Annotated in this window: 17 protein-coding genes; 9 read left to right on the plus strand and 8 right to left on the minus strand. The window is 69.9% G+C overall.

Annotation, left to right across the window (positions count from 1 at the left end):
• Positions 1 to 495: 495 nt before the first annotated feature.
• The 3 genes from ACIA77_RS50230 to ACIA77_RS50240 form a co-directional block, all read right to left on the minus strand.
• Positions 496 to 1,047 carry a ferritin gene (locus tag ACIA77_RS50230; protein WP_395893335.1) on the minus strand — a complete coding sequence of 184 codons (552 nt, stop codon included), beginning with the start codon at positions 1,045 to 1,047 and terminating at the stop codon, positions 496 to 498.
• Positions 1,048 to 1,200: 153 nt separating this feature from the next.
• Complete coding sequence (locus ACIA77_RS50235) at positions 1,201 to 2,385, minus strand: arginine deiminase (RefSeq protein WP_395893362.1); 1,185 nt, start codon at positions 2,383 to 2,385, stop codon at positions 1,201 to 1,203.
• A gap of 51 nt (positions 2,386 to 2,436) precedes the next feature.
• Positions 2,437 to 3,261 carry a CPBP family intramembrane glutamic endopeptidase gene (locus ACIA77_RS50240; RefSeq protein WP_395893336.1) on the minus strand — a complete coding sequence of 275 codons (825 nt, stop codon included), beginning with the start codon at positions 3,259 to 3,261 and terminating at the stop codon, positions 2,437 to 2,439.
• 23 nt (positions 3,262 to 3,284) lie between these two features.
• On the opposite strand from ACIA77_RS50240, the gene ACIA77_RS50245 reads away from it, so the two are divergent.
• Positions 3,285 to 3,752, plus strand: a complete 468-nt coding sequence (locus ACIA77_RS50245) for a PPOX class F420-dependent oxidoreductase (RefSeq protein WP_395893337.1) — start codon at positions 3,285 to 3,287, stop codon at positions 3,750 to 3,752.
• A 948-nt stretch (positions 3,753 to 4,700) separates the two neighbouring features.
• Here ACIA77_RS50245 and ACIA77_RS50250 read toward each other — a convergent pair.
• Positions 4,701 to 5,498 carry a DUF2470 domain-containing protein gene (locus ACIA77_RS50250; protein WP_395893338.1) on the minus strand — a complete coding sequence of 266 codons (798 nt, stop codon included), beginning with the start codon at positions 5,496 to 5,498 and terminating at the stop codon, positions 4,701 to 4,703.
• Positions 5,499 to 5,620: 122 nt separating this feature from the next.
• Here ACIA77_RS50250 and ACIA77_RS50255 point away from each other — a divergent pair, with 122 nt between their 5' ends.
• A complete protein-coding gene (locus ACIA77_RS50255) occupies positions 5,621 to 6,736 on the plus strand; it encodes a hypothetical protein (protein WP_395893339.1) in 1,116 nt (371 codons plus the stop codon).
• A 154-nt stretch (positions 6,737 to 6,890) separates the two neighbouring features.
• Positions 6,891 to 7,754 carry a hypothetical protein gene (locus ACIA77_RS50260; protein ID WP_395893340.1) on the plus strand — a complete coding sequence of 288 codons (864 nt, stop codon included), beginning with the start codon at positions 6,891 to 6,893 and terminating at the stop codon, positions 7,752 to 7,754.
• 171 nt (positions 7,755 to 7,925) lie between these two features.
• On the opposite strand, the gene ACIA77_RS50265 is transcribed toward ACIA77_RS50260, so the two are convergent.
• Positions 7,926 to 8,210 carry a hypothetical protein gene (locus ACIA77_RS50265; protein ID WP_395893341.1) on the minus strand — a complete coding sequence of 95 codons (285 nt, stop codon included), beginning with the start codon at positions 8,208 to 8,210 and terminating at the stop codon, positions 7,926 to 7,928.
• On the opposite strand from ACIA77_RS50265, the gene ACIA77_RS50270 reads away from it, so the two are divergent.
• A complete protein-coding gene (locus tag ACIA77_RS50270) occupies positions 8,194 to 8,526 on the plus strand; it encodes a hypothetical protein (protein WP_395893342.1) in 333 nt (110 codons plus the stop codon). The two genes, ACIA77_RS50265 and ACIA77_RS50270, sit on opposite strands and share 17 nt — an antisense overlap.
• Here the strand turns inward: ACIA77_RS50270 and ACIA77_RS50275 are convergent.
• Positions 8,487 to 9,659, minus strand: a complete 1,173-nt coding sequence (locus tag ACIA77_RS50275) for a homogentisate 1,2-dioxygenase (RefSeq protein ID WP_395893343.1) — start codon at positions 9,657 to 9,659, stop codon at positions 8,487 to 8,489. The two genes, ACIA77_RS50270 and ACIA77_RS50275, sit on opposite strands and share 40 nt — an antisense overlap.
• Positions 9,660 to 9,745: 86 nt before the next feature.
• Between ACIA77_RS50275 and ACIA77_RS50280 the strand changes: the two genes are divergently transcribed.
• Together ACIA77_RS50280 and ACIA77_RS50285 are read left to right on the plus strand one after the other, a co-directional pair.
• A complete protein-coding gene (locus ACIA77_RS50280; RefSeq protein WP_395893363.1) occupies positions 9,746 to 10,600 on the plus strand; it encodes a hypothetical protein in 855 nt (284 codons plus the stop codon).
• Entirely contained in the window at positions 10,597 to 11,235 is a 639-nt protein-coding gene (locus tag ACIA77_RS50285; RefSeq protein ID WP_395893344.1) for an IclR family transcriptional regulator, read from the plus strand. Before ACIA77_RS50280 ends, ACIA77_RS50285 begins: the two co-directional genes overlap by 4 nt.
• On the opposite strand, the gene ACIA77_RS50290 is transcribed toward ACIA77_RS50285, so the two are convergent.
• Together ACIA77_RS50290 and ACIA77_RS50295 are read right to left on the minus strand one after the other, a co-directional pair.
• Positions 11,207 to 11,884: a DUF998 domain-containing protein gene (locus tag ACIA77_RS50290; protein WP_395893345.1), complete on the minus strand. Its 678-nt coding sequence runs from the start codon at positions 11,882 to 11,884 to the stop codon at positions 11,207 to 11,209. The two genes, ACIA77_RS50285 and ACIA77_RS50290, sit on opposite strands and share 29 nt — an antisense overlap.
• A 133-nt stretch (positions 11,885 to 12,017) precedes the next feature.
• Positions 12,018 to 12,614 (minus strand): TMEM165/GDT1 family protein, encoded by a 597-nt coding sequence (locus tag ACIA77_RS50295; RefSeq protein ID WP_395893364.1) that lies wholly within the window; start codon positions 12,612 to 12,614, stop codon positions 12,018 to 12,020.
• Positions 12,615 to 12,786: 172 nt separating this feature from the next.
• Between ACIA77_RS50295 and cutA the strand changes: the two genes are divergently transcribed.
• The 3 genes from cutA (at position 12,787) to cydB (ending at position 15,908) form a co-directional block, all read left to right on the plus strand.
• Positions 12,787 to 13,107, plus strand: coding sequence for a divalent-cation tolerance protein CutA (gene cutA / locus ACIA77_RS50300; RefSeq protein WP_395893346.1), 321 nt, complete (start codon positions 12,787 to 12,789; stop codon positions 13,105 to 13,107).
• A gap of 149 nt (positions 13,108 to 13,256) precedes the next feature.
• Positions 13,257 to 14,759, plus strand: coding sequence for a cytochrome ubiquinol oxidase subunit I (locus ACIA77_RS50305; protein WP_395893347.1), 1,503 nt, complete (start codon positions 13,257 to 13,259; stop codon positions 14,757 to 14,759).
• Positions 14,760 to 14,897: 138 nt separating this feature from the next.
• On the plus strand, positions 14,898 to 15,908 hold the full coding sequence (cydB, locus tag ACIA77_RS50310) for a cytochrome d ubiquinol oxidase subunit II (protein ID WP_395893348.1): 1,011 nt from the start codon (positions 14,898 to 14,900) through the stop codon (positions 15,906 to 15,908).
• Positions 15,909 to 15,920 lie beyond the last annotated feature (12 nt).

Raw genomic sequence — 15,920 nt, forward strand, 5'->3', positions numbered from 1 at the left:
CCGGCCGGTCGACGTATCGCTTACAAGGCACGACAGGCCCCTTGTTTTTCGGGTCAGACCGGCGGGCGAGCGCCGGAGATCATCTTGCCTGTAGTGTGTTGGTGGGTTCGCCCTCGCACGGCCGGGCGCTGGGGGTCTCCAGGCTGGCGCCCGCGGGTACCTGTGTGGGTGCGACCTAGCGTTGGGCTGAGCCCACCGATCGAGGCGGTCGGGATGAGGCCTGGGGATGCTCACTGGGTCCGACCCAGTGTTGGGCGCGGTCGAGAGGGCGGGGTCAGGCGAGCAGTTGGGTCGGACCTAGCGATGCGCCGCAACCGCTGGTCGGCGCCGCGGGCTTGTGGATGGCTGGGTGGGTTCGACCCAGCGTTGGGTTGGACCCAGCTGCGGCAGGCAAGCAGGGAGGCGTGCCGCCGTGTTCGGCTGTGCGGGGACCCGGAAACGACGAAGCCCGGGCCGTCCCGTGGGGACAGTCCGGGCTTCGCGAGCTGGGCTGGGTTACAGCGCGCCACCCGCGACGGGGGGCATGCCGGCGTCCGAGCCGGACGTGCCGACGGCCTCGCGGTGCAGGAACTTCTCGATCTCGTACACGTTGTCGCCCGCCCGGCGCGCGACGGTGAGCAGCGTGGACATCTGCGAAATCTCCTCCACCTGCTCCTTGAGGAACCACTGCGTGAACTGCTCGCTGATGTAGTCCTCTTCGGCGCGGGCGGCCTTCGCCATCGTGGCGATGTCGGCGGCGACCTCCTTCTCCTGCTCCAGCGCGAGCTCGATGAGCTCGATCGGGGCGGAGAAGTCGTTGCGGACGTCCTTCACGCCGGGGACTTCGACGTGGTGGTCGCGGTCCAGCATGTACTGGACGAGCGCCATCCCGTGGTTGCGCTCTTCCACCGACTGCTTGTAGAAGTGCTTCGCGAGCTGCGGCAGGTCCTCGTTGTCGAACCAGACCGCAAGCGCGATGTACTGCTGGGAGGCGTGGAACTCGTTCTGGATCTGCGCCTGCAGCAGTTCGTAGAACTTCGAGCGCGGTTCTTTCTTCGTGAGGGCCATGCGCACGACGGTACGACAAATCCCGATTGATTTCCACTTTTAGCTGGTGATGTCCACCCTATTAGGGTTACCATTCCTAAAGAAATCAACGCTTATTTCGGTTAGCCTCCCCTTAATAAATTCAGTGCAATTAGGGAAGGCTAACTTTCGCCGTTAGATCGTGTCTCGCAGGATCGGGCACGACATGCAGCGCGGCCCACCCCGACCGGAACCGAGTTCGGATCCGGTGATGGCCAGTACCTCGATCCCGGCGGCGGCCAGGCGTTCGTTGGTCTCCACGTTGCGCTCGTACCCCACGACGACGCCCGGCGCGAGCGCGAGCGTGTTGTTGCCGTCGTCCCACTGCTCGCGTTCGGCGGTCACTGGGTCGAGCCCAGTGTCGATCACGCGCAGCCGGTCGATGCCCATCGCTTCCGCAGCCGCGCTGAGGAACGGCGCCGGGCCCGCGACCTTGACGCCGCCGTCGCCGGTCGGGCGGACGGTGAACGCCGTGAGCGAATCGCGCGCGAGCGGGTACATGACCACGGCGTCGGCCGCGACCATCGTGCACACGGTGTCGAGGTGCATCGTCGCGCGCGACTGCTCGATCGGCACGGCCAGCACGGTGTGGGCGAGCCCGTCGGCGAACACCGAGCGCGCGAGCGACTCCGCGCCCGCCGGCGTGGTCCGCTCGCCGACGCCGACGGCCACCACACCAGGGGCCAGCAGCATCACGTCGCCGCCCTCGATGGGCGCGGAGTGGGCGCCGTACGCGCGCTTGGCGTGGCGGAAGCGCGGGTGGTAGGCGTAGACGAGGTCGAGCACAGCCGTCTCGCGCCGCCGCGCCGGCATGGTCAGCGACGAGATCGCGACGCGATCGCCGATCCACGCCGACGAGTCGCGCGTGAACAGCAGGTTCGGCAGCGGGTCGACGGCGAAGTCGTGCGGGTCGCGCATCATCCGCACCAGCGACGCGCCCTCGGACGTCGGCAGCTCCTCGAACGTCATGCCCGCCATGAGGACCTCGGCGAGCGTGCCGGCGTCGACGCCGCTGAGGTGCGACCGCAGCGAATCGGCGAGGTCGGCGCCGAGCCGGCGTTCATCCACAGCCGCGTGGACGCCGGCGGCGTGGGCGCGCTGGTCTTCGAGCGCCGTGCGCAGGGTGTCGGCCAGCAGCAGCACTTCGACGCCGCGGCCGCGGAGCACTTCCGCGAACGCGTCGTGTTCTTGCTGGGCTCGATCCACCCACGGGATGGAGTCGAAGAGGAGCTGGTCGTTGTTGCGGGGCGTCAGCCTTTTGAGCTCGTTTCCCGGCCGGTGCAGGAGAACCGCACGAAGGGGGCCGACTTCGCTGTCCACCCTGGGTGGTGCCGTCACGTCGTTCACTGGGCCGAGCCTAATGAGCGACGGTCAGGGGAGCCAGGAAACGTGGCCTTTCAGGAGCGAATAGCCGACGAAAGACACCACGTCGAAAAGGGTGTGGGCGGCGACGAGCGGCCACAGGCGGTTGGTGCGCTGCCAGACGCGGCCGAAGACGAGCCCCATGATGAGGTTCCCGACGAATCCGCCGAAACCCTGGTACAGGTGGTACGAGCCGCGCAGCACCGCGGCGCCGGCGAGTGAGGAGTTCTCGCGAACGCCCAGCTGCCGCAGCCGGGTGATCAGGTAACCGACCACGAGCACTTCTTCGGCGAACGCGTTGCCGAACGCCGAGAGCGTGAGCGCGACCGGCCGCCACCACGTGTCGCCCAATGTGGACGGTTGGACCGCGAGGCTGAAGCCCAGGTGGTAGGAGAGGAAGTACAGGCCGAGGCCGGGGATGCCGATCACGGCGGCGAGGCCGACGGTGATGAGCGCGTCGAGCCGTGGGGAGCGTCGGTCGAGGCCGACGTCACGCAGTTTGAGGCCGGCGCGCCACAGCAGGTACAGGCCGAGGGCGCCCCAGCCGACGAGCTGCAGCGCGCCGAGCAACTGCTGGAGCAGGTCCAGCAGGCTGGCGGCCGCCTGCGGGACGTTGAGCTGCACCTGTTGCTGGGCGAGCGGGACGGGCCGCAGCAGGGAGTCCACAAGGGACAGCAGGCTGCGCGCGCCCGAGAGCCCGAGGGTGATGCCGAAGACGAGCACCAGCTCCAGCTTGATCGCCCGGCGCTCCTTTTCGTCCGCCACGGGCGCGGGAAATTCCGGCGGAACGGGCAGGAGCCAGGATCTCAGGCCCGATCGCTCTGTGGTGCTCATGAGCGCACGCTACCTTCGGGGTCATGCCTCGGACTATCGCCACCAACACGAAGGTCGACCGCGACGCGCTGGTCGAGTTCCTGCGGCCCCGCCACCGCGCCATCCTCGTCACCACCCGCGCCGACGGGCGGCCGCAACTGTCCCCCAACTCGTGCGGCGTCGACGCGGAGGGCCGCATCGTCATCGCGACTTATCCACAGCGTGCGAAGGTGACGAACCTCCGGCGCAACTCGGCTGTGTCCGTCTGCGTGCTCTCCGACGAGTGGAACGGCGCCTGGGTGCAGGTCGACGGCACCGCGGAGGTCATCGACCTGCCCGACTCGATCGAGCCGCTCGTGGACTACTTCCGCAGCATCTCCGGCGAGCACCCGGACTGGGACGAGTACCGCGAGGCCATGCGCAAGCAGGGCAAGAGCCTCATCCGCATCACCATCGACCGCTGGGGCCCGATCGCCACGGGCGGCTTCCCCCCGGAACTCGCCGACGACTGACGCCTGTGCTGCCGCTGGGCCGGCTCCGCTTCGGTGGGGTCGGCCAAGTCTTGTGTTCTGGGCGCACTGGTGCCTGTGATTGGCTGGGTCTGACCCAATTCCTCGGCGGGGCGGCAACGCTGGTGAGCTGGTCGAGTCCGACCCGATGACGCCCAAACCCGCCGCCAGCTGGTCGTGGCTACGCGGCATAAGTTCCGGGTGCCTGACTCGGCCCGGTGTCGCGATCTGGGGTCCGACCCAACGGCTTCGCAGGCCGCGCTGTTTGTCCCCCGGGGACAACCATCCCCATGAGGACAGGCTGCGATTGTCCCCATGGGGATGACTCCGGGTTGTCCACCTGTGGATCAGTCGACTTGTCCCCATGGGGACAGCCGGCGAGCTGTCCCCATGAGGACAAGTTGTCCCGATGGGGATCGTTCGGTGGGTCGGACACAGCGACGGTCGACACCGCGAACAGCTCGGTGGCGAACCAAATGTCGGCTCGGCCGCGCGGACGTTTCCGGTCGTCCTGCGGTCCTGGGCGCGACCGGCTCGCTGGGTCGGACCCACTGGCGACTGACCCCATCAGCAGCTTGGTGGGTTGGACCCAACGGGGCCCAATGGGCGCAAGCGCTTGTTAGGTCGAACCCAGCGGCCGCCCTTAAAGGCGAGCACCTCGCTAGGTCGGACCTACGTCGGCCTGTGGGTACGAACACTGCGGCGGGTCAAATCCAACGACATCCGTCGGCGTGAGTGCCTTGGCGAGTCAGAATCATTGTCGTCCCATGAGTGCGAACACTGGGTGGGCGGGGCCCAAACTCCTTGTCGACCGGTGGGCGCCGGCAGCTTGGTGGGTCGGACCCAACGGCGTCCCGAGGGCGCGAATTTCTCGGTGGGTTGGACCCAGCGTCGGCCCGTGGGTGTGAGCAGGTCGGTGGGTTCGCCCCAGCGGCTCCGGGCCCCAAGTCCTCAGCCAGCGCTTTGCTGCCGCAGGAAGGGGCAGCCGACCAGCCGGCGCATTTCGGCGGCGAGTTGGGGCGGGCTGTCGACCATGCGGGAGAACGCGAGGCGCACGTCGTGGTCGCCGGTGTCGGATTCGATGCGGAGGCGGAGGCCGAAGCGGTCGAGGCCGAGGGGGCGGATGCGGCCCTGCTGGAGGTCGGGCGGCAGGTGCTGCGCGAGCTGCACCACGACGTCCGAGTGGTCGCTCTCGAGGTGCCGCAGCCAGTCCGCCTCGTAGCTGTGGAACGGGTCCGGCGGCGCGGCGCTGAACATGTGCGGCCGCAACGAGTGGGTGCCTTCGGCGTCGGCGAGGACGAGGGAGGCGGGGGTCAGGCGGAGCAGCGTGAGACCGTGCCCGACGTCCAGCAGCCGGTGGTCCGGCCGCTGCTCGGCGATCGCCACGGCGCGCGCCCGCGCCGACACCGCCGTCAGCGGCCGGAGCCAGCCGGTTATCCACAGCAGACCGCGGATCGGTTCCCGCAGGTCCACCGGGGCGTGGTCGGCGAGCTCGACCATGACGGCGAGCTCGCCGCGCTGCGTCTGCCGGGTCGAGCGAACCAGGGGGTGCTCGTCCGGCAGAAGAATGCTGACGCTGCCGCTGTGGTGCACGTGGTGCATCACGGGCACGACGCGCTCGGCCTCGCAGTCGGCGCGTTCGACGGTCGGCGTGAGCGTCGCCGGGCCGTTGCGCGTCGCGATCGTCTTGGCCCGCTCGGCGGGGTTCGGCGCGGGCGGGCGGCGGACGGATGTCGGGGCCTCGGTCACGGGTCACCTCCTACTTAGGTGAGCCTAACCTGAATATTCCTGACTTGGGAAGACCCCCGGGTGTAACAGCGCCCACGCCGGCGCCGAATAGCCGGTGATCCACTCCGAACCCTGGGGACACCATGACCGAACCCACCCGAGTGTGGGAGCCGGGCTGCCACCTGGCCGGCGCGCCGCTGCCGCCCAACGGTGTGCCGTACGCCGTGAGCCAGCGCCGGCTCACCCGGCGGCTCGCCACGAGGACCGCCCTCACGCTCGTCGGGATCGCCCTGTTCTTCGCCGGCCTCGGCATCGCCGTGCCGATCTTCGTGCTGTTCTTCGGCGTGCCCTACCTGGTGACGTGGGCGTACGCCGCCGCCCGCGAGCCGCGGTCCCTGCCCGATCCCGACGCCCCGTTCGAAGAAGTGCACTGCGAGCCCGACGGCCTCGTCGCCCGCCGCCGGACGATCGGCGTGCGCTTGCCCGACGGCCGTTGGCTCACTGCCACCGTCGGCCTGAGCGTGCACGCGCAGCTGGCGGGCCAGCGGCGACTCTGGCTGATCAGGGCCGGCGACCAGGCGTGGGTCGCGTTCCCCGGCATCGCCCAGCGCTGGCGGGGCCGGATCGAGGACGCACCGCCCGCAGGCGCAGAGCCGATGCCGGTCCTGTCACGCGCGTTGGGCTCACCGCGCGAAGACCCCGTGCAGCTGGCCGGCCGGCGAGCTCGGGCGCGGGCGTCGTGGCGCAACAGCGCGCTGCAAGCCGTCGCGGTCACGCTCGCGGCCTGGGCGGTGTGGGGCCTCGCCGAACGCGTGCACGCCAGGGAAATCGACCAGATCCTCGGGCTCGCCGTCGCACTCGTCGTCGGTGTTTCGGCGGCGCCTGCCCTCAGCTTCGTCCTCCTGTCCGGCATCGAAGCGTTCCTGTACCGCAAGCCGCGCCGGGCCGCGGCCTGGACGCCGGTGCGGGTGCTCGACCGCAAGATCGTCTTCCACAGCGGCACCGCTTCGGTGTTGGGTCGAGCCCAGCTTCCCGACGGCCGTGTGGTCAGCTTCCGGCTGCCGAAGGCCACGGTGTCGCTCGCGCTGAACGTCGTCGTGTCCGGGCAGCTGTGGACGTTCGGCAAGACGCGCGGGACCGCTCAAGTCGGCGTACCCGGCTACCCCTTGCTCGGCTTCGTCAAGTTCTCCCGCCGCGAACAGCGCACCCAGCAGCCGGCATCGGTAACGCCGTCCGCGTCCCAGCCGACCAGTGGGTGATCCACCGAGCGCGCGAGGAGTTCCGATGCAGGGCTGGGCACCCGATCCCGCCATCCCGGCCGAGCAGTTGCCGTCGTTCGGCGACGCCCTGGTGCGGGGGCGGCGCAGGGCCGCTCGGAGACTGGCGATCACCGCCGGGCTCGCGGTGGTCGTGGTGGGGCTGGTCGTCGCGGACGGGCGGGTCGACGTCGCGGAGACAGCGCTGCTCACGTACTTCTTCGGCACCACGTTGGTGCTTGTCGGCCGGGCCGTCGCGACCCACTGGCGGGTCAAGCCGCTGCTCGGCACGGGTTTCGAAAAGGTCGACGCCGGACGGAAAACCGTGGCCGGGCGTCGGGTCGCCATCAGGCTGAACGATGGTCGCTGGGTGCGTTTCACGCTGCGGCGCTACGCGGCGGAGCCGCTCGCCCAGTGCCGATTCGTCTGGCTGCTGCGGGGCACGGACCGCGCGCTCGTGCTGATCCCCGGCCTCGGGTTCAGACCCGCCCGGATCCAGGACGAGGGGTTGGCGCAGGACCTGCCCGTGACCGCCCCGGCGACGGAGCCGGACCCGCGGCCTCGCCTCGTCCTCGCGAGACGCAATGCGCGCCTGTCCGTTGCCTGGTTGACGGGCCTCATCGCGCTGCTGTTGTGGGCACGGCTGAGCTTCCCGCCCGGCGACCGGTCGCTCCTCGGTACGGCCTGGGGGCTGCTCGTTTTCATCGCCGCGCTGCTGCTGTTCGGCGCGCTCCGGATGGCCTTCCGCCGTCCGGTACCCATCGGGCCGTGGACCGAACTCGAGCTGGCGAACGAGCCCACGATCACCCACAGCCGCGGCCGGCTGAGTATCGCGGGCCACGCGGTCCGTCCGGACGGCACTCAGGTCACCTTCCTGATTCCCCGATGCTCCCTCCTCGCGGCGCTCGACGTCGCCGCCACCCGACGGCTGTGGACAGCCGGTCGGAGAGCCGGCCTCCCCGGCCACGTCTGGACCGGCGGCATCCGCTTTCCGGCGCCGGACCTCCTCCCGGAGCCCTGATGCACCGTTGGGAGCCCGATCCCACCGTCCCGGCCGAGCGGTTGCCGCTCTTCGGGGAACTCGTGACGGCCATGCGGCGCGCGGAGGTGCGACAGCTGGTGTACGCCGTCCCGCTCGTGTTGTTCGAGTGGGTGCTCGTGGCCCGTGGGGGGTTCGGTCGCCCAGGCAGTGCTACTCGGGTGTGTCGTCGTGGGGAACACCGTGCTGCGGACGTTCGCCGTGGCCCGGCTGCAGTGCGTCAAGCCGTTGCTCGATCAGGCGTTTGAACGCGTGCCCGTCGGCGAGGTCGTGGCCGGACGCTGGGTCGGCGTCCGGCTGGTCGACGGGCGCTGGGTGCGCTTCCGGGCGGCGCGGTACGCGGCGGAGGTGCTCGCCCGGCAGCAGCAGGTGTGGTTGCTGCGCAACGGCGACCGGGCGGCGGTGCTGGTGCCCGACGCCGGTGCTGGGCGCCCTCATGTTCCTCGGCACGGTGCTCGCACTGGTGCTGACCGTCCGGCGGCCCCGCACCGCGGACTGGACCGAGTTCGCGCTCGTGGACGAACCGACGATCGCCTTCACCTACGACCGGCTGACCATCCAGGGCCGCGCGGTCCGCGACGGCACTGTAGTCGCCTTCCGGGTGCCGCGGGCGCCCCTCGCCGTTGCCCTCGACGTCTTCGCCACCGGACGCCTGTGGACAGCCGGTCGGAAAGCCGGCCTACCGGGCCACGTCTGGACCGGCGCCATCCCCTTTCAGGCCCCCGGACCCCTTCCCGACCACGACCACGCGTAGGTCTCGTCTTCGGAAGCCGCGGCGGCTTCGCCGAGTTCCAGCGGCGCGAACGTGTCCACCATGACCGCCGTCTCGTCGAAGAACTCCGCGCCGATCGACGCTTCCGCGGCGCCGGGCTGCGGGCCGTGCGTGAAGCCGGACGGGTGCAGCGACAGGGACCCGATGCCGATGCCCGAGCCGCGGCGGGCTTCGTAGTTGCCGCGGACGTAGAACATCAGCTCGTCGGAGTCGACGTTCGCGTGGTTGTACGGCACGGGGATCGAGTTCTCGTGGTAGTCGACCTTGCGCGGGCAGAACGAGCACACCACGAAGTTCGGCCCCTCGAACGTCTGGTGCACGGGCGGCGGCTGGTGCACGCGGCCGGTGATGGGCTCGAAGTCGTCGATGTTGAAGGCCCACGGGTACAGGCAGCCGTCCCAGCCGACGACGTCGAAGGGGTGCGTCGCGTACGTGTAGCGGGTCAGGCCGGCGCGGTGGCGGACCAGGACCTCGACGTCCGAACCATCCACGACCAAGGGCGCGACCGGTCCCCTCAGGTCGCGTTCGCAGTACGGCGAGTGCTCCAGGAACTGCCCCTTCGCCGACAGGTAGCGCTTCGGCGGGCCGATGTGGCCGCGCGCCTCCAGCACGTACAGCCGCACCTCGCCGTGGGGCACCACGCGGTAGGTGCACGACGTCGGGATCACGACGTAGTCGCCGTCCCCGACCTCGAGCGAGCCGTAGATCGTCTCGACCAGCGCCGTGCCGCCCTGGACGTACAGCAGTTCGTCGCCCGCCGCGTTGCGGTACAGCGGGCTCGGGGCGGTGGCGACGACGAAGCCGATGGTCACGTCGTTGTTGCCGAAGAGCCGCCGCCGGTCGGTCACGGCGTCGGCGGACGCGCCGTACTTCAGCTCCGGAGTCTTGAAGTGGCGCGGCTTCAACGGGTGGTTCGGCGTCAGCGCGCCGCGGTCGTCGGACACGGCGACGGCGTCGACGATCGCCGTCGGCATCCCGCGGTGGTACAGCAGGGCCGAGTCGGCCGAGAAGCCCTCCACGCCCATGAGTTCCTCGGCGTAGAGGCTGCCGTCGGGCTGGCGGAACGCGGTGTGCCGCTTGTGGGGGATCTCGCCTACTTGCCGGTAGAAGGGCATCGGTGGCTCCTCGAGCAAGTGTCCGCAGAACGAACGATTTTGTCCTCTTGTCGTACGCTACTAGCGTGTCAGTCGTGTCAAGCGCTGTGGAACTCACGCCCCCCGGCCCCCGTGGAATTCCTCCCCTGTTCGCGCGGCTCGTCGACGACTCGGCGCTCTTCCCGCCCGCGGACGTGGCCATGCCCGACGCGTTGCGCGAGCACTACGAGTCCCGGGGTGGTGAGCACGCCGGTGTGCTGGGCGTTTTCCTCTGCCAGGCCTCGCGGCTGCCGGAGCTGATCACCGAGTTGATCAAGATCAAGCCGAAGGAGCCGCTCCCTCTTTCCTTGATCATCGACACCGGGCTCGGAGGTGTGCCCAAGGCGATCTCGATCGTCGAGTCCCGGAGCGAGCTGCTGTCGCTGCGGATGGTCGAGATGCCCGCCCCGTCCGACGTCGACGAGGTGTGGCTGGAGCGCGTGTCGGAGTTCGTGCCCGAGGACGTGATCCGGGTCGTCGAGCCGCGGCGCGGCGTCGGCTGGCTCGACGGCGTGCGCAAGGTGATCGAGCACGGCAGCTGGCCGAAGATCCGCTGCGGCGGCCCCGCGGGCGAGAACTTCCCCAGCATCGACGAGGTCGCCGACTTCCTGTCGGTGGTCAGCGGCTCGCCTGGCGCGTCGTTCAAGGCCACCAACAGCCTGCATCGCGCCATCCGGCACACGGACCCGGGCTCGGGCTTCACGCACCACGGGTTCCTGAACCTGATCGTCGCGTCGGCCCGCTGCCTCTCGGGTGGCGACGTGCGCGCGGCGCTGGAGTCCACCGACGGCAAGGCGCTGGCCGACGAGGCCCGCGCGCTGCCGGAGCCGGCCGCGAAGGCCGTGCGCGAGCTCTTCGCGTCGTACGCGGCGGCGTCGTTCGCGGAGCCGGTGGCCGACCTGGGTGAGCTCGAGCTGCTGTGAGCAGGGAGGGGTCGCTGACCCTCGATCGTGGCCTGGCGCTGCTGCAGGCGGTGGCCGACGCGGGCGAGGAAGCGGCGACCATCTCCGAGCTGGCCGTCGCGATCGGCGCGAGCCGCGCGGCCGTCTACCGGCTGCTGGTGCCGCTTTCGGAGCGTGGCCTGATCTGGCGCGACGGCACGAAGGTGCGCCTGGGCGTCGGGCTGCTGCGGCTCGCCGGGCAGGTGCTGCCGCAGCTGCGCGAGGCGGCGCGGCCGGTGCTGCGCGAGCTGGCCGAGAAGGTGGGCGCCACGGCGCACCTGACCGTGGCTCAGGGTGACCAGGCCCAGGCGGTTGCGGTCGTGGAGCCGTCGTGGACGAGCTACCACGTCGCGTACCGCGTGGGCAGCCGTCATCCGCTCAGCGCGGGCGCGGCGGGCCGCGCTATGGCGCTGCGGCCCGGTGGCGACGGCTGGGTCGCGTCGACGGGAGAGCTGGAGGCCGGCGCGTCGGGTGTCGCGGCGCCGGTGCGCGGGGTGCCGGGGCTGCGGGCGAGCGTCGGCGTCGTGTCGCTGGAGCCGCTCGACGCGGCGGCGGTCGGACCGCAGGTGGTCGCGGCGGCCGCGCGGCTCACCGAGGTGCTGCGGACGGATTCCTAGCCGCGGCCAGCAGTGGCCGCACCATCGTGAGCAGCAGGGCCAGGTCGACGGTGAACAGCAGGCGTTCGAACAGACCCAGCGTCACCTCTTGCTGCGCCGGACCCGTGATGAGCGTGAACACGAACCCGCCGAGCACGATCAGCACGCTGGCGAAGCTCGCGACGGCCAGCGCGCGGATCGTCGTGCGCCGCGGCTCCCACGGGCAGTGCGCGCGGCCGCGGCGCGTCAGCAACCACGCGGCGGCCGGCAGGGCCAGGAACGCGGTGAGCGCGGCGGCGTTGTGCAGCTGGCCGTCGAAGGTCCGCGCCTGTCCGTCGGGGTCGACGGGGACCGTCGCGCAGATCGTGAGCCCCGCGCACCACACGCCGAGCAGCGCGACGACGGCCGGGGAGCGGCGCGCCGTCACCAGACCGGCCAGCAGCGCCAGCGAGCCGAGCGCGAGCGCCAGGCACATCGCGCTGAACAGCGGCGCGGCCGAACGGCCGCCGAGGTGGCCGTAGACGTACTCCGAAAGCGTCTGCCACACCGGGCTGACCTGCGCCGAGAGCCGCAGGTGCAGGTCGGCCGCGATGGCCACGGCGAGCGTGATGCCGGCGAGCGCGAGCCGCCCGTGAACGGGGGACACGGCGGCTTGCGCGGGCTGGGGCACGGGACGCTCCTCGGCGGTCATGGCGGAGGGCAAGGATCGTCCGCGTCATCGCGGGTTCACCTTGCCCTCATCCACTGGTTCCGAAGAGGTTACCTCGTGGTCCTGTGAAGTCCCTGTGGTCGCTTTTCAGCCGTCAGACGAGCTGGACCAGCGCGAACACGGACAAACCGGCGAACGCGAACCCGGCGACGCGCTGGATCAGCTTCGGCCGGATGCGGCTGCGGATCTTGGCGCCGATGAACACCGCGAGCCCGGCCACCGAGACCAGTGCGACGAAGGCGCCGAGGCCGACCGCGAACGGATTGCCGAGGTGTGCGACGAGGCCCGCCGTCGCCAGCTGCGACGCGTCGCCCCACTCGGCGGCGAAGAGCACGCCGAACGACGTCAGCGCCGAGCGCAGGAACGTCTTCGGCGCGGCCCCGGAACGGGAAGCGCTGTCGCCCGCTTCGTCGGCTTCGCTGAATCCTTCGCGCAGGAGCATGAAGGCGCCGATGCCGAACATCGCCGCTACCAGCAGCGATACCGCCGTTTCCGGGAGAAGGGTGAGAACACTGCCGAATGCGGCGGCGATCACACACTGGATCGCAAATGCCGCGCACACTCCCGCGAATACCGGCCAAGCCCGGAAACGCGTGGTCAGCACGAGCGTCGCGACCAGGGTCTTGTCGGGCAGTTCCACTGCCAGGACCAGGCCGAACGCGCTGAGCAGAGCGATGATGGCGGGAGACATGAGCTGGTGAGCACCCCTTTCACTGCAACGATAAAGGAGGTGTTCAGAAAGCCGCAAGCTGATGGGTTTCGCGAATTGGCCCGTGCGGTTCGGTGAATGGTGACGGCCGGGATTCCTGAATATTTTTTTCGGTGCGCCGAATTCTCTTTTCCGGTGCGGTACGGTGCGGGTCATGCCTGCTGACCACGTCGTCGTGACGACCACCGTCGACTCCGAGGCCGCCGCCCGCACCCTGGCCACGAGTGTCGTCGAGGCGCGGCTCGCCGCGTGCGCCCAGATCGTGGGCCCGATCACCAGCGTCTACCGCTGGGCGGGCGAGGTGCAGACGGACGCGGAGTGGCGGGTCGAGTGCAAGACGGCGGCCGACCGCGCGGGGGCGCTGGAGGAGTTCCTCAACGTGCGCCACACCTACGACCTGCCGGAGGTCGTGGTCACCCCGATCGTGGGCGGGAGCCCGCGGTACTTGGCGTGGCTGGTGTCGCAGACCCGTTAGGTCCCGCTCCGGTACACAGTGGACTGATGTGCCCGGTTTCCGAAGTGGACGGCTGACCTGCGGGTTTCCCGGGTTCAGGACGTTGGTCCCTGCTTATTCGGGACGTGTTGAACTGGTTGCCGCTGCCGCGTGGGAGTTAGCTCGAAGACGTGGATGTCCTTGAGCTCGCGCGGTGGCAGTTCGGCATCACCACCGTGTACCACTTCCTGATGGTCCCGCTGACCATCGGACTCTCGGTGCTCGTCGCGGGGATGCAGACCGCCTGGGTGCGCACCGGCCACGAGCGCTACCTGAAGATGACGAAGTTCTGGGGAAAACTGCTCCTCGTCAACTTCGCCATGGGGGTGGTGACCGGGATCGTCCAGGAGTTCCAGTTCGGGATGAGCTGGAGCGCCTACTCCCGCTTCGTCGGCGACGTGTTCGGCGCGCCGCTGGCGATGGAGGGCCTGGTCGCGTTCTTCGTGGAGTCGACCTTCCTCGGCCTGTGGATCTTCGGCTGGGACCGGCTGCCCAAGCGGGTGCACCTGGCGTGCGCGTGGGCGTTCTCACTCGCGTCGATGGCCTCGGCCTACTTCATCCTGTCCGCGAACTCGTGGATGCAGCACCCGGTGGGTGTGGAGTTCGTGAACGGCAAACCGACGATGAACTCGATCTTCGCGGTGCTGACCAACAACACGGCGCTAGCGGCGATCCCGCACACGCTGGCCGGGGCGTTCTCGGTGGCGGCGGCGTTCCTCGTCGGGGTGGCCGGCTGGCACCTGTGGCGGCGTCGTTCGGCTTCGGAGTCGGACGAGGGCGTGCACCGGGACGTCTGGCGCGCGTCGCTGCGGCTCGGCGGCTGGGTCGGCGTGGTCGCGTTCGCGGTGCTGGCCATCACGGGCGACACGCAGGGCAAGCTGATGTTCGAGCAGCAGCCGATGAAGATGGCGTCCGCGGAAGCGTTGTGCCACACGGAGAAGCCGGCGAGCTTCTCGATCTTGGCGATCGGTGACGTGGCCGGTGCCAACTGCGAGGACGTGAAGACCTTCACCGTGCCGGCGCTGCTGTCGTTCCTCGCCCACAACGACTTCTCCACCGAGGTCCAGGGTGTGGAAAACCTCATCGGTCAGTACCAGGCCAAGTACGGCACCAACTACCCGAACGACCCAGACCTCGGCCCGCTGGCCGGTCAGCCGATCGACTACGTGCCCAACCTGCCCGTGACCTACTGGGGCTTCCGGGCGATGATCGGCTTCGGTGCGATCTCGGCGGGGATCGGGGTGCTGGCGCTGTGGCTCACGCGCCGCGGCCGGTTGCCGAGCAGACGCTGGTTCCCGTTGCTGCTGCTCGCGGGCATCGCGACGCCGTTCATCGGCAACAGCGCGGGCTGGATCTTCACGGAGATGGGGCGTCAGCCGTTCGTGGTCGCGCCCAACCCGACCGGGGTCGAGGGCATGTGGATGTTCACGGCCGAGGCGGTGTCGAAGCTGTCGGTGGGCGAGGTGTGGACCTCGCTGATCTCGCTCACGGTGCTCTACCTGGGCCTGGGCGTGGTCGAGCTGTTCCTAATGCGCAAGTACGTCCGCGGCGGGATCGAAGGCGTCATGCCACCGCCGCCCGCTCAACGCGAGGACTCGGATTCCGATGACGACACGCTGTCGTTCGCTTACTGACTCACTGGGTCGCACCCAGCGTACGCGGGCGATCACCCGCGAGAGTTACCCACAGCTGATCTGTGGACAACTCGATGGGTTGTGGATAACTCAGGGCCACGGTGTGGATGAACTCCCCGTGGAAGGAGGGGTGAGCCGATGACCACGCTCCAGCTGGTGTGGTTCGCGATCATCGCGCTGTTCTGGCTCGGCTACCTGTTCCTCGAGGGCTTCGACTTCGGCGTCGGCATGCTGCTGCCGGTCCTCGGCCGTGACAACACCGAGCGGCGCGTCATGGTCAACACCATCGGGCCGGTGTGGGACGGCAACGAGGTGTGGCTGATCGTCGCGGCCGGTGCCACGTTCGCGGCGTTCCCCGCCTGGTACGCGACGCTGTTCTCCGGCGCCTACCTGCCGCTGCTCGTCGTCCTGCTGGCCCTGATCGGGCGCGGCGTGGCCTTCGAGTACCGCGGCAAGGTCGACTCCGAACGCTGGCGGCGCACGTGGGACCGCGTGATCATGATCGGCTCGTGGGTGCCGCCACTGGGCGTCGGGCTGCTGCTGGCGACGACCGCGCTCGGCCTGCCGCTTGACGCCGACGGCAACCGCGTCGGCTCGCCGTTCGAGGCGGTGCGGTGGGACACGCTGCTGGGTGCGCTCGCCATCGTCGGGTTCGCTCTGGTGCACGGCGCGGCGTTCCTGGCGCTGAAGACGACCGGTGAGCTGCGGGAACGGGCGCGCCGGCTGGCGCTGTGGCTGTTGCCGGTGGCGTTGCTGCCGCTGGTCGCGTTCCTCGTGGTCGTGCAGGTGCGCGAAGGCCAGGGGTGGACGATCGCGCCGCTGGTGATCAGCGCGGTCGCCGCGGCCGTCGCGTGGCAGCGGCTCTACGTGAACCGTGACGGGCAGGCGTTTTCCGCGCTGGGTGTCGTGATCGCGGCCGCCGTGGTGGCGCTGTTCGGGGCGCTGTACCCGAACGTCCTGCCGTCGACTGTGGACGCCGCGAACTCGCTGACGATCGCCCAGGCTTCCGCGAGCCCGTACGCGCTGAAGGTGATCACGTGGGTCGGCGCGTTCGGCGCCCCGGCGGTGGTGATCTACCAAGGCTGGACCTACTGGGTCTTCCGCAAGCGCATCGGTGTCCAGCACATCCCGGCGGTGCACGCACCGTGAGCAGACTTCCCG

This window comes from Amycolatopsis sp. NPDC051903 (assembly GCF_044452505.1).
Taxonomy (GTDB): Bacteria; Actinomycetota; Actinomycetes; order Mycobacteriales; family Pseudonocardiaceae; genus Amycolatopsis.